This is a genomic window from Anabaena sp. TISTR 8404, assembly GCF_056847745.1.
This window is the reverse complement of record NZ_CP180578.1, coordinates 1359670-1373750: the sequence shown is the minus strand read 5'-3', so window position 1 is coordinate 1373750 and position 14081 is coordinate 1359670. Positions and strand designations below refer to the sequence as shown.

At 42.2% G+C, this 14081-nt stretch carries 9 protein-coding genes; 4 read left to right on the top strand and 5 right to left on the bottom strand.

All coding sequences use genetic code 11. The features are described 5' to 3' along the window. The gene (locus tag ACMX3D_RS05845; protein WP_482750508.1) at positions 1 to 1392 is read right to left on the bottom strand and encodes a hypothetical protein; all 1392 of its coding nucleotides are present in this window, start codon (positions 1390 to 1392) and stop codon (positions 1 to 3) included. Positions 1393 to 1541: 149 nt separating this feature from the next. Here ACMX3D_RS05845 and ACMX3D_RS05840 point away from each other — a divergent pair, with 149 nt between their 5' ends. The 3 genes from ACMX3D_RS05840 (at position 1542) to ACMX3D_RS05830 (ending at position 6757) form a co-directional block, all read left to right on the top strand. After that, on the top strand, positions 1542 to 1802 hold the full coding sequence (locus tag ACMX3D_RS05840) for a hypothetical protein (protein WP_482750507.1): 261 nt from the start codon (positions 1542 to 1544) through the stop codon (positions 1800 to 1802). 189 nt (positions 1803 to 1991) lie between these two features. Next, positions 1992 to 2633 (top strand): Uma2 family endonuclease, encoded by a 642-nt coding sequence (locus tag ACMX3D_RS05835; RefSeq protein ID WP_482750506.1) that lies wholly within the window; start codon positions 1992 to 1994, stop codon positions 2631 to 2633. Between the two features lie 248 nt (positions 2634 to 2881). Next, positions 2882 to 6757: a DUF2157 domain-containing protein gene (locus tag ACMX3D_RS05830; protein ID WP_482750505.1), complete on the top strand. Its 3876-nt coding sequence runs from the start codon at positions 2882 to 2884 to the stop codon at positions 6755 to 6757. Positions 6758 to 7037: 280 nt separating this feature from the next. Here the strand turns inward: ACMX3D_RS05830 and ACMX3D_RS05825 are convergent, their stop codons facing one another. Beyond that, complete coding sequence (locus ACMX3D_RS05825) at positions 7038 to 8813, bottom strand: ABC transporter ATP-binding protein (RefSeq protein ID WP_482750504.1); 1776 nt, start codon at positions 8811 to 8813, stop codon at positions 7038 to 7040. 211 nt (positions 8814 to 9024) lie between these two features. Between ACMX3D_RS05825 and ACMX3D_RS05820 the strand changes: the two genes are divergently transcribed. Continuing rightward, positions 9025 to 9798, top strand: a complete 774-nt coding sequence (locus tag ACMX3D_RS05820) for a DUF4058 family protein (RefSeq protein WP_482750503.1) — start codon at positions 9025 to 9027, stop codon at positions 9796 to 9798. Here the strand turns inward: ACMX3D_RS05820 and ACMX3D_RS05815 are convergent. The 3 genes from ACMX3D_RS05815 to ACMX3D_RS05805 all read right to left on the bottom strand — a co-directional run bounded on the left by ACMX3D_RS05815 (position 9779) and on the right by ACMX3D_RS05805 (position 14043). Then, the gene (locus tag ACMX3D_RS05815; RefSeq protein WP_482752282.1) at positions 9779 to 11533 is read right to left on the bottom strand and encodes an ABC transporter ATP-binding protein; all 1755 of its coding nucleotides are present in this window, start codon (positions 11531 to 11533) and stop codon (positions 9779 to 9781) included. The genes ACMX3D_RS05820 and ACMX3D_RS05815 overlap by 20 nt on opposite strands. Before the next feature lie 78 nt (positions 11534 to 11611). Further along, a complete protein-coding gene (locus ACMX3D_RS05810; RefSeq protein WP_482750502.1) occupies positions 11612 to 12955 on the bottom strand; it encodes a GAF domain-containing sensor histidine kinase in 1344 nt (447 codons plus the stop codon). Positions 12956 to 13305: 350 nt separating this feature from the next. After that, positions 13306 to 14043: a superoxide dismutase gene (locus ACMX3D_RS05805; protein WP_482750501.1), complete on the bottom strand. Its 738-nt coding sequence runs from the start codon at positions 14041 to 14043 to the stop codon at positions 13306 to 13308. Between the last annotated feature and the right edge of the window lie 38 nt (positions 14044 to 14081).

Here is a 14081-nt window from a genome sequence, read left to right as displayed (position 1 = left end):
TTAACTACCTGATTGTAGCCAGCCTTTTATAGCTGCTTTAGCAACTTTCAGATACTTGTTTTCTAAAATAAACTCATCAATTGCAGCTTCCCCGGTAGCCTGTAGCGCACCAACTACACGGCGCTTAAAGCTAGGCTTCGTTTCATCATTGATATAGGCAATTTGCTCATCCTCAGTAGCAGTTGGATTTGTTTGCTCTAATTTTTTGAGCAGTTCCTGAATTTCCGCTGCTGCATCAGCTAACGTCTTATTTTGCTCAGACTGGAAGAAGGTATTGTTATCAGATCTGGCATATTTTCCTACAGATCCAGCCTGACCAACATTGTATGTATCCCCATTATTCATACTTAATTCTCCAACGATGGTAATATTTGTTCCTGCCGATTTTTCTGTGACAATTTGATTCACAAGAATCTCTACTAAGTCTTTATCAATAAAAGATTGCTTGTCATATAGCTTTGAACACATATCACATACTTTTAAAGCATCTGTATCAGGATTCATCAACGCTTTGACAGGAAAAGATACATCTTCAAAGCGAGGAGCTACCTCATCAAAATCAGTCAAAATCTTGCCGCCATATAGCCCTTGAACATAGCTTTTTTCCATCCAGTCAACGCATTGCTCAATTGTGTAATCAAGACTATGGCGTTTTGCTGGATTAAAATGGGAATACACAAAAAACGTACCTTTTTTCTGTTCTACAGTTCCTCGGAATAAAACTGCCGCAGTTACATCAAAATTATTAAACTCAGCCCTTGGTAAAGGAACAAGTTTTTTAACGTAGAGATACATTCTGGGAATGTGTCTAGGAGTACATGTTGGCAACATATCTTCACTTGACCAGTAGCGAATTTGTCCGACAATATCGCAACAGACTCCTCCAAATCGCTCTATGTCCCCGATTATCTTTGCGTATAAATTTTCTCGTAAGGCAACTATTAAACCTTTATGACTAACTCCAGAAGAAGTTGCACATAAAAAGTGTAGAGTTTCGTTTCCTACCTGCTTTTGGGCTAACCTTAAACATCCAACGCCACCCTTAACCATTTCATTTTTACCATAAGGATCAAAAACTATGTGATTTTTACTTTGAAATATGATGGAGTTTCCAGCCATATCACGACACTGTTGAGCTTCTGAGGAGTAATACTGACCTGGCGATCTTGGAATCCATTGGGTTAAGAAAAATTTTTTAAGCTTTACCTGACAAGTTTCGTATATTTTCTTAGAAAGAATCACATCTTGCCAAAACTGCTCCTCGCTCCAATATTCAACTATCTTTCCTCCTTGCTCTGAAACGAAGTCTTGTTTGAGGAGTCCTCTTGACTGAAGATACTCCTTGATAAAATGCAAAATATTGTCATCAGCTCGACTAACGTTAAGCGACATAACGCTTCAGTACTAATAAATATATCTGCTCCAAACTAACAAGTAGCATTTGGCTTGTCTACACCCCACTTTATTCTGTATATCAAATTTTGGGCTTCACCCAAGCTACATTTAGTTTTGACTTTACACAATTCAGGAAGAGACGAGATTTGATTACTACCAACAACTTGCCTTCCGAACACCATCATTCAACTTCAGAACTCGGAAGTTTTACTTCTGAACACAAAATTTTGACCTCAGAACACCAACATCCGAGCAAAAATCTCGAAACTTCCCCTTCCGAACTCGAAGTTTCACCTTCCGAACATCAACGTTGCACTTCTGAACTCGAAATTCCGACTTCAGAACTTGAATCTTCACCTTCCGAACTCAAACATCCGACTTCAGATGTCCAGGGCAAACGCATCTAAAGTACAAGAATCTTTTAATAGCAAGGGTTTTGGCGTTTTATAATTTAGCCTATTTTTTGCTCAATATCCTTATACAGTAAGGGTTTCAGAAAAACCGTGCGTTCGCCCTGTTCAGATGTCAAAGTGTCAAGCAAAAAACTCGGAATGTGAGTTACAAAAGATATAGCTTGATGGCAAAAGGGTTAGACAATGAGTGAAACTCAAACCCAGTTACCCACAGACACATGGCTTCCTGCTTCTTGGCAAGAATATTTACAAACGCTTGCTGAACTACAGACTGATAAGGCGAAAAGTTATTATTACAAAGGATACATGAGACTGGAAATGCCACCAGTTAGTTTTGATCATGGTCAAGATCATGTGATACTTATATTTGCAGTGACTCTATTTGCCACACTGAGAGGAATTTTAGCTACAGGTTTAGACACTACCACCTTTCGGAAGACTGGAGTTCAGGATTGTCAGCCTGATGTGGCATATTATCTCAGGGAACGCGCCCAAAGCATCCCAAGTGGTACAGGAATTGTCAACCTTGACAGCTACCCACCACCAGATTTAGTGATTGAGATTGCGGAAAATTCTCTGCTTGATGACTTGGGAACAAAACGCTCTCTCTACGAAGAATTAGGTGTTGCTGAATATTGGGTAGTAGATGTGCAGAATGCCCAAATCATTGCATATACTATGGCAGATCAGGGGAGTAAACGTATTCAAGAATCGCAAGTTTTGCCTGGGTTGGTAATTGCAATTTTAGAAGAAGCCTTACGCCGTAGCCGTGAAATGACTCAATCTGAAGTTTGCGCTTGGTTAATGTGCCAGTTTCAGAAATAGAAGAGTTAAAAGTTGCAGTTTTGTGCATTGGATATAAGAACCCCTCTCCAAACCTCTCCCCGAAACGGAGAGAGGCTTTGAAACGCGAAATACTTCTGCCCCTTTCTGCGTCGGAGAGGGGTTGGGGAGAGGTTCATCGCACTTATCTTAAAACATTCTGACGATCGCTCCCCGAACTGGCACAAGTTGAGCCAAGATATACTTTACCCAATTCAAGATTTAAGTATATACCTACACGGCTGCTGCTTATGTCATCATCTCCAGAGCGCCCGTTAAAAATTCACCTGACGCTACCATCCTCCCATCCGCAATTATTGGAAGGATTAGATTTGTGGCTACGCTTAGGTTTGATTTCTGATGCCCAAGTTAAGCAGCTGTGTCGAGAATATCTCACGTGTACAGTGGTGTTACAGCCGCAAGTCTCACCGGAACCACAGGTAGCGGTTGTAACTGCGACACAATCAGAAAAACCATTAATCGCTTATTCGCCAGCACAGCCCAAAAAACCTTCTCAACCCAATTTTGTAACGAGGATGTTGCAATCTCTGGGGGAAGAATTAAGTGTTCGCTGGCTACTTTTCTTAGGAGTATTTTTAGTAGTCTTATCCTCTGGCGTATTAGCAGCGAGTCAGTGGGAAAGATTTCCCGCAGCGGGACAGTACGGTGTTTTATTTGCTTATACTTTAACTTTTTGGGGTTTAAGCTTCTGGACTGGGAGACAAGAGAATCTGAGATTAACAACTCAGACTTTGTTGATTGTCACCTTATTTCTCGTGCCTGTGAATTTTTGGGCAATGGATAGTTTCGGGTTGTGGCAAAATCCGCTTAACTGGTTGACAGTTGCGATCGCTGCCCCTATCCTGACCATCATTACAGTTTTACTCTGCAATAATCGTACAGTTTTTCCCAACTCTCGCACCAGGAAGTTACCGTTAATCAATATTCTGGCGCTGAGTTATTTACATTGGGGTTGGAAAATCACAGTTTTTCCCTTAATTGCTGTGTATGCGGCGATGATTGGCACAACTATACTTACTGTCTATCACATTCATCGTCAACAACGAACCACCACTGCAAATCAACTCAGTTTATTTGCCACCGTCATTGTTTATTCGCTGATATTACTGCTGTCACGGGCAATTTTTGTCGCTGGGGTAAATGTCACACAACTAGGGTTAGCAATTGGTATCTGTGGTTGGTTGATTACTTGGTTAGTACAGCAAGAGGCGGGAGGCAGCAGGCAGGAGGCAGAGGTATCTAACACTCAGCACTCAGCACTCAGCACTCAGCACTCAACACTTCACCCTGCTTGGGAAATCTTGGGAAGTATTTTACTATTCTTCGGTTGGGCTGTTTCGGTAATCGATTATCCTGGGCAAGCTTTGGCTGTGAGTGGTTTGGCTTTGTGGTATGTCAGTCAGCGTTTGCAGAGATATAGCCTTCAGGTTGATTTAGCGGCGCTGTTTGTTATCGGCTTACAGTCAATTTGGCTAAGTTGGCGATTAGTCCCACCAGGAATGCAAAAATGGACGATCGCAATTGCCACTAATCTCACTCAATCACAAAATGAACCTTGGGCGTTGCTGAGTGTGGCATTATTTCCTTACCTAATATTTATGGTATGGTTTTGCGATCGCTTACGTCATGCCGAAAAAGGAGATTTGGCGAAGTTTGGCGAAGCATTAGCACTGATGTTCGGCAGTTTTTTAACTTTCATTGCCACAATCAATCCTATCTTGCGATCGCTAAATCTAATTTTTTCTACCATTACTCTGGTTGTTGTCAGCAAACGCCGTTCGCCATCTTCCACACCTTTAATATACCTAACTCACTTCATCGGCATACTGGCACTTTTCTCAACCATTGATTGGTTCTTCCCAAATCTCCCTAATTACCTCTGGGCAAGTGTTGTGTCTGTTGTGATGGTGGCAGAATGGGGATTTAGTCTTGGTAGTGGTGTATGGGCGCGTAGTGCTTGGCACTTCGGGTTAGGATTATCTATCCTCAGTTTTGTTTTATTTTGGGATGCAGCTGTTAACCAACAACCTTGGGGAGTGATTTGGTTAATTACACCTTTATCTTTGACGTTTTTAGCTAGTCGCACCACAGCACAACCCCGCTTTATTAGAAGTTTCTTGAGTCTGTTAACTGTATTCGCGGCGCAATTCTTAACTATAATTCTCCCGCAAACTAGATTCATCGGCTTGGCGGTAGGTACAGCTGTGATGTATCTCAACACCCGCTATTTAAGAAATGAAGGATCTGCCGCATTTACCATTGGTTTGGGATTAAGTTTTGTCGCAGCCTTGTTATGGGAAGGTATACCAGGTTTACCTCACCTCGCTATAGCAGGCTGGTTAGTAGTTGGTGCGATCGCTACTTTTAGTTTATGGTTAATGCGGAAAATCCTGCAACAACGCAACCATGAATTAGCAGGTATATATGCAGAAGCTAGTGATAAATGGGCGATCGTTTTATGTTGTGCAGTATTATCAACCCTGACTCTACACTCATACTTAGTTTATGATGCCACCGTTGCCCCAGGATTATGGTATTTAGTAGCAAGTGCATTAACTTTAGTAGCCATTGCTTATCGTAGTTGGCGAGAACCCACAAATTGGGCATTTTACGGCATTGCTTGGTGTGTGGAATTATTCATTGCCGAGGTGTTGGGCTTTGGCGAACGTTCTATAATTAGGGTTGCGATCGCTAACATCGCTTTAGGTTTATTCACCCAACTTTTAGGCGAATGGTGGCGACGAAAATATCAACCAGAAAGACTTCCCAGCAGTTTGCATATTTTGCCATTAATCTATGGCGCATTGAGTGTTTTACTGCGTTTAAATACTTTCACCGAGTGGACAGGTTTATTTACCTTGGGTGTCGCGTTAATTGTCATCGGTGTAGGTAGACGACACCCAGACTTCAAACCTTTGCTGTACTTCGGCATTATTGGCGTATCAATTTCTGCCTATGAATTATTGTTTTATCAAATGTCCCAAGCTAGAGGTGGTAGTTTAGGCGATGGTTTAATTGCTATGTCAGCTTTAGGTGCAAGCATCATGCTAGTTTATAGCAGATTAGCACCTTGGTTGAGCCAATACCTACGCCTTTCCCTAGCAGAAATCAAAGGCATCGCTCATCTACACTGGGCTTGGAGTAGTGTACTATTAATGGCTGCCATTACCCTCCCAATTCAAGCTAACCGCCTTGTAGGGTTGGGTACAGGGGGATTATTAATTATGTATGCCATCTTCCAAGGACGAGGTACTTCTAATTTGCCACGTGTTTTTGGCAGAATTACCACAGAAGAAATGTGGGTTTACCTCGGCTTATTACAAGTAATTGGGATGCGAGTTTACTGGCGAGAAACCGCAGTCGGACAGTGGTTAGCCGGGCCTTTAATACCTTGGAATGGTGCGATCGCTTGTTTGATAGCATATTTCTTATACAGCCTACCCTGGGAAAGTTGGGGTTGGTCAAAAAAACCGTGGCAACTTGCGGCATACATTCTGCCATTGATCATTTTGTGGGAAACCAGACTGCAAGTTTACCCAATTACTTTACTAATCGCGGCTGGATTTTATTTCATCTTAGCCAAGGTGAGTAAAAATATCCGCGTCACGTATATTAGTATTGCCTTAATTGACTGGGCGCTTTTGGGCTGGTTATACCAGTTAAATCTCACTGATGCTTTGTGGTACGTCACAGCAATTGGATTATCACTGTTATACATTGCCCAAGTCGATCCCCAACTCAAATCACCAGACTATAAAGCATCTCGCCACGCTTTACGGCTTATAGGTATTAGTTTAATTTGTGGCTGGGCAGTTTTATTTCATCAAAATACAGTCGTCGTCCCCGGAATTTTCAGCCTGATTGCGATTTTTGCCGGATTAGCTTTGAAAATTCGGGCTTTTCTTTATGTTGGTACAGCCACTTTTATTATTACCAGCATCTATCAATTAGTAATTTTCAGCTTACGTTACCCATTTTTAAAATGGATTGTTGGTTTGTTAGTTGGCATTTTACTGATTTATATCGCTGCTAACTTTGAAACTCACCGCACCCAACTGAATAGCCTACTGCGCAACACCAACAATGAATTTCAAGAATGGGAATAATCTTGTAGTATCTACATCTACTATGGTTAGTTCTGTGCGTCATATCAAGTGGACATGATATGAATCCAGAACACTGATACTATAAGTTCTACTAAGTCGCGTTCAGACATAATTATTGTTACTCCCTACTCGCTACTCCCAGCCCAAATTACTATCTTTGATAGCAACTCGGTATTAACTGAAATACTGACTCGCTGTAGTCAACTAATCTTCATTTCACCTGGCTACTGGTTGGATACTTAAACCGTGCGTTAACCTTGCTGACAATTGAACCTAAGTGTTAACTAGCACCCAACTGAAGACTATAGAGATTGGCATAGACTCCTTGCTGAGCCATGAGTTCTGTATGAGTACCTTGTTCTACAATTTGCCCTTGCTGAATTACTAACACCTGATCAGCTTGAGTCACTGTGCTGAGACGGTGAGCAATCACAAAACTGGTTCGACCTTGTAACAAACACGCGATCGCACTTTGTACTAATGCTTCTGTACGAGTATCAATACTACTGGTTGCCTCATCTAAAATCAAAATTTTGGGATTAATCAACACTGCACGGGCAATACTAATCAGTTGTCGCTGTCCCTGACTTAGAGGCGCACCTCGTTCACCTAGTTGTGTGGCGTAACCTTGTGATAGTGAGGTGATGAATTCATGCACATTTGCCAATTTTGCTGCACTTTCAATCTCGGCTTGGCTGGCGTAGGGAGCGCCAAAAGCAATATTTTCAGCTACAGTTCCACTAAACAAAATATTATCTTGCAAAACAATGCCAATCTGACGGCGCAAACTAGCTTGAGTGACACTACGCACATCAATGTTATCAATTTTGACTGCACCACCAGACACATCGTAAAAACGCAATATCAAATTAATGATTGTCGTTTTACCGGAACCTGTCGGCCCTACTATTGCAATCATCTCTCCCGGACGAGCGTGTAAATTCACCCCTTTGAGAACCAGTTGCTCTGGGTTATAGCCAAAGGTGACATTCTCAAATCTCACCTCACCTTGAATAGGTGGCATTTCTTCAGCATCCGGTGCGTCTTGGAGTGATGCTGGTTCATCTAACAGCAAAAAAATTCGCTCTAGACCAGCAAAGGCTGATTGTGCTTGGGTGTAAAACTGGCTGAGAATTTGGATGGGACGGAAAAATTGCTGCACGTACAGTAAAAACGATGTCACCACACCAACTGTTGCAGCTCCAGTAACAGCAAGATAACCACCATAAGCTAGTACGCCTGCGGTTGCGAGGGTGTTAAGAAAATCAATTGACGGTAAAAAGGCCGCAGTAATAGCCACCGCCCCGACATTAGCATCACGATTGGCGGCGTTGAGAATGTCGAATTCTTGAATGTTGATGTGTACGCGATTAAATGCTTGGGCTTCGCGTACACTGCTAATATCTTCTTCTAACTTGGCGGAAAGGTCGCCAATTGTTTGGCGTGTGATGCGAAATCTAGCTCTTGCCCAACGGGCAAATAAGCTGGTGGTAAAAATCATCAGTGGCACAACTAAGTTGCTCAACAAGCCAAGTTTGAGATTAATCGAGAGCATAGCAATAGCAATGCCGACCAAACTGAAAATGTTACCTAACATTTGGGCGATCGTTTGTCCAAATGCCTGATTTACAGTATTAACATCATTCAGCAAACGGCTCATCAAATCGCCCGCTTCACTGCGGTCAAAAAAACTGAGTGGTAGACTCTGGATTTTCAGAAAAATATCTTGCCGCAGTTGCGCCAGCAATCGCTGCATAATCCAGCCGACACGAATAATTTGTCCACGGGTTGCCCAAATACCAAACACGTAGATTAGTGCTAGTAGCCCTAAAAGCAGTAGTAAACCGGGCAAATTCCCTTTGGCAATGAGATGATCAATTGACCACCCCAGTAAGAACGGCCCGAACGCCTGAGTTGATGCACCAATCAAGACTAATGTCAAGGCAATAGGAATTTCTTTGCGATAGGGTCGCAGATATTGTAAAAAGCGACGTAACGTTGAGAGTTGTTGAGTTGCCTGTTGCTCGGATGCAACAATTGGGGCTGTACCTCTCATAAGAATTTTGGATTTCGGATTTTGGAGTTTGGATTGGGAGTTGCTGTCTGCGGCTGGTTTAAAGTCAAGTTATGTGTCGCAACTATTTTTTAAATTGGTATGATTTCTGTTTTATTCGACACAGTAAGTAAAATTATGACACAGATATGCAATGCCAAAATTTTCTCCTACCAAGTTCTAAAATAAAGGTGCAGTCAAGCGAGGTTGTCAAATGCCTTCCCCGTTCCCTGGCATGAACCCATATCTTGAAGGCTATTTATGGAGTGACGTACATAACGCCCTTGCTAGTAAAATTCGTGCCTTCCTCGCGCCACAACTGCGTCCCAAATATGTTGCGCGGCTGGAGATATACGTTGTCGAAGATATTTCTCCAACAAGTGAAATCGGTATTTTGTACCCCGATGTCGAGGTATTGCAAATCAAACAACGCCGCGATTCAAATCTTGCTCACCCCACATCGAATATTGCCATAACTCCCGCACCCCTAACCTTACCAGTTATCCAACCAATCGAAGTCCGCATCCCAACAGTCGAAATTCGAGATACAGCCAACAACGTCCTGGTAAGTTGTATCGAAATCCTCTCCCCCGTCAACAAACGCGAACCAAATATTACTGACTACCGCAAGAAACGCCAACGTTTATATAATGCCAACGTCCATCTGATTGAAATTGACTTGCTGCGTCGGGGAAATCGACCATTTAATCACCCGCGCCTGCCAGATGTTCCCTACTTAATTACTTTAACGCGATCGCACTCTGGACTAATCGATGTATGGCCTGTGACTTTACAAGATCCTCTCCCGACTATACCTATTCCTTTGGGTGAAGGCGACCCCGATGCGGTACTAGAGTTGCAAGCCGCCCTCAATGCTATCTACGACGAGGCTGGGTATGATTTATCGATAGACTATACCCAACCCCCGCCTCCACCACCATTAAGTGATGCAGATATTCAGTGGATGTCTACACTGTTGAAGACGTAGGTTCTTTCTGCTTGATTTGAGATTCCAAAATCGCACCATAGAACGGACTAGTTTGCATCAATTCCTCATGGGTTCCTTGGGCTACCAATTCTCCTTTATCGATTAACAAAATGCGATCGGCATTCTTGACGGTACTGATGCGTTGCGCCACAACAAAGGTGACACAAGCTTTTTGCCGCATTAAATCATCGAGTTCAGCTTGAATTTGGGCAGCGGTTTTGGCATCAACCGCAGAGGTACTATCATCCAAAATTAGAATACTGTAATCGGTGAGTAAGGTACGGGCGATCGCTATGCGTTGTTTTTGTCCTCCAGATAAACCTACGCCGCGTTCACCGACGATTGTGTCGTAACCATCGGGCAAGCTGGTAATAAAATCATGAATTTGGGCTGTTTTCGCTACTTCAATTACCTGCTCTAAGGTGGCATTGGGTTTAGCGTAGGCGATATTCTCGCGGATAGTACCAGAGAATAAGGTGGTTTCCTGAAATACAATGCCGATGTGTGATCTCAGACTTTGGAGTGTAAAATCCCGCACATCCCGCCCGTCAATTAAAATTGCTCCCCCAGTCACATCATAAAAGCGCGGGATCAAGTTCATAATTGTGCTTTTGCCGGAACCTGTCATGCCAAGAACAGCAATTAGCTCTTTGGGTTTGGTTTCAAAGGAAACATTTTTTAAGGCTGCGGTTGTGGCTCCTGGATAGCGAAAACAGACGTTTTCAAAGGTAATTCTGCCGCCGCAAGTTTCAAATGTTGTAGCATTGGGGCGATCGCGGATCTCAACTGCTGCATCTACTACCTCAAAAACTCGTGTCGCCGAGGCTGCTGCTTGGGCGATCGCCGGGGCCGCAAAGCCAATTAATAATACTGGTTGAAAAATTAATACTAAGTAGGAATTAAACGCCACTAATTCCCCAACGGAGAAGCTACGACCAATTACCTGCACACCCCCATAGCCAAAAACTGCCAGTGTCACCAAATTACTCAGTAAAAAGATAAAGGGGAAGGTATTGCGAATGGCACGAATTGTCTGCATGTTGGCGGTGATGAGGCCATCATTGAGCGTTGTGTAACGCGATGTTTCGGCAGACTCCCGCACAAAGGCTTTGACTACTCGTATCCCCAACAAATTTTCTTGCAAGACAGCATTGAGATTGCCTAATTGCTCTTGGATTTGCCCAAACAGTCGGTTATTTCTGCTGACGAATCTTGCCATCAACCATGCTGTGACTGGAACTACCGATAAGGTAATTAAAGCTAGTTGCCAGTTCATCACTAGTAAAATGACGGCAATAGTCACCAATGTTACTAATGCGCCAATGACTTGAATTAAGCTTGTACCGACAAATGTGCGGATTTGTTCAATGTCACTGGTGACACGGGTTAAAAGTTGGGAAGTCTGGGACTGATCATGATAGCTAAAACTCAGATGTTGAATTTTGCTGAAAATTTTGTTGCGTAAGTCATAGGCGACACCTTGAGAAGCGGCTTCTGCCAAATAGCTTTGACCAAAGTTAAATACACCACGAGCGATCGCTGCTACAACCATCCAAGCTGCACTGTACATTACTATTTGTAAGTTTTGCTGGCCAATGCCTTGATCAATTCCCCAGCGGAATAATTGGGGAGTCAGAGCATTTGCCACTGTTAATAGTAATAGACTAGTGATCGCACCGAATGAAGTCCATCGGTATTTGCTTAAACTCTCCAGTACTCTCTGGATTGCCCGCATCGACGAATTTTGCTGAATTTCTAGTTGTTGCACCAATGGTTTTCACCTCACACTAGATTTCTTTTGACTTTTGCCTTCTTACTCCCCCTTCGGGTTCGCAGTCGCCTGCGGAGGGAAACCCTCCCGCAGCGCTGTCTCACCACTCTCTATTTTCAAACTAGTAACCACAGGTAATTGTACTGTTACAGTAGTACCTGATGCTGCATCCGAATGAATCGAAAATTCCCCACCATGAGCATTGACAATGCGTTTTGTAATTGCCAATCCTAGCCCTGTACCACCAACTTTGGTAGAGAAGAATGGTTGAGTTAGTTTAGCGAGAATTTCTGGAGGAATTGACTCACCACCATTGCAAACATTAATGCCAACTTTACCTGGAGATAAACTTTTTACTTCCCAGATAATTACATCGCCTGGAGTAACGGCTTCACAGGCATTCCGCACAATATTAATAAATACTTGTTTGAGTTTATCTTTATCTCCTAAAATTTTGACTTTAGCTGTACTTGGGATAAATTCGATTTTTCGTGCAAGTGCTTCTGGCATTTCCCAAATTAATTTCAGCAACTCTTGAATGAATTCATTCACATCTAATTCACTCAATTGCAACACTTGCGGTTTAGCGTAAAGTAAAATTTCACTCAGCAGATTTTCTAAACGAGAAGCTTCGCTTAGTGCTAAGGATAATCGCTCTTTGGCTGCTGAGGTTAAAACTGTTTTTTTGAAAAACTTTAATCCCATGATCATTGTGGTCAAGGGATTACGAATTTCATGCACAATCATGGCAGCAAATTCACCAATGGCTGCTAATCGTTCTTGTTCTACAAGCTTGGCTTGTGCTGCTCTTAGTTCGGTGGTGCGTTTTTCTACCTCAGATTCTAAAGCTTGATTAAACTGGCACTGTTGTTGGTAGAGATGATAATTATCAATTGCTGTAGCTGCTCGTTCCGCAAATATTTCTGCAACTTGGATTTCTTCTGGTGTAAATTCTCGTGGCTGGCGATGAAAAGAGCAAACACTCCCAATCACTTTTCCTTCAGCCGTCCGCAATGGTATGCCCAAATAAGCACAGTAACCTTGGGGAATTTCTCCATACTCTGGATGAGTGATGGCATTTTCCACTGCTAAGGGGCGGCCAATTTCAATCACAGTCCCCACGAGTGAACCATGCAGTGAATAAACATGCTCACCTTCACCCATATCAATGCTACTGGCTAGTACCCTCTCAAAACCTTTTTGGCACACGGTTACTACTGACCAATCTACTTCTAGCAATTCGCTCACTCCACAGGCAATGCTATGCAGGTAGCTACAGAGTTCCCCAGATCGATAGTTCAAACAGGATAAATATGCGATCGCTCTTCTTTCGCGCTGCCATAGTTGCTTTTGCAACAAACTTGTTTCACTACTGGCTTTGCTCATATATGCCTGTTGCAGAAGTTAATAAATTGTTAAAAATCATGAATCCTAAGTTTAAGATTTTTTCTAGTAACAATTCTAGATATTTAGAATAATTTAATTAACTTTGGATTTCTAGATTTAATCATTGAAATTCTACTAAAAATATATACTATTTACATCAACTCTATTTATAAATATTTATTTTTAAATTTTAATAAATTTTCATAATAGCTCAAAGTGAGCCATCAATAGATAGTAATTTTATTTACAAATTATTTACATTTGATTGAACGATTTCATAAAGCAACGGTATTATGACTGCGATACCAGGGAGAAATAAGAATTATTTTATTTCTCCCCACTGTCTTTATCTAAATAAATTTCCGTGCTTCTGCAAAGCGCTTGTTAATCTCATCCCAGTTAACCACATTCCACCATGCTTCTAAATAATCAGCGCGGCGGTTTTGATAGTTGAGATAATAGGCGTGTTCCCATACATCATTGCCGAGAATGGGATATTTACCTTCGCTAATGGGATTATCTTGATTAGCTGTAGTTGTGATTTCTAGCTTGCCATTGTTGTTACGGACAAGCCAAACCCAACCACTACCAAAACGTGCTGCACCAGCTTCGTTAAATTGCTTTTTGAAAGCGGCAAAATTACCAAAATTTTGATTAATTGCAGTGGCTATTTCTCCTGTTGGTTCCCCACCTCCATTTGGCTTCATTATTTTCCAGAACATAGAGTGGTTGACATGACCACCGCCATTATTGCGAACTGCGGTGCGAATATCTGCTGGAACTTTGCCAAGTTTGCGTAATAGTTCTTCAACAGTTTTGTTTTTGAGTTCTGGGTGTTTGTCTAACGCAGCATTCAAATTTTTCACATAAGCCGTATGATGCTTATCGTGATGAAACTGCATTGTTTTAGCGTCGATATGTGGTTCTAGTGCTTCATAGGCGTAGGGTAAAGGTGGTAGTTCAATTACGCCTTTGGTACTTGGTGTTTGACTAATCGGTGATTTGTCTGCCAATGCAAAAGAATCTAATGCAAAAGCACCTGTACCTGCACCTAGTAAAAATAAGAAATGTCTTCGGTTAAGAGTCATAAGAGTTTTTTGCAGTAAATCTACGCAATTTGTTGTCA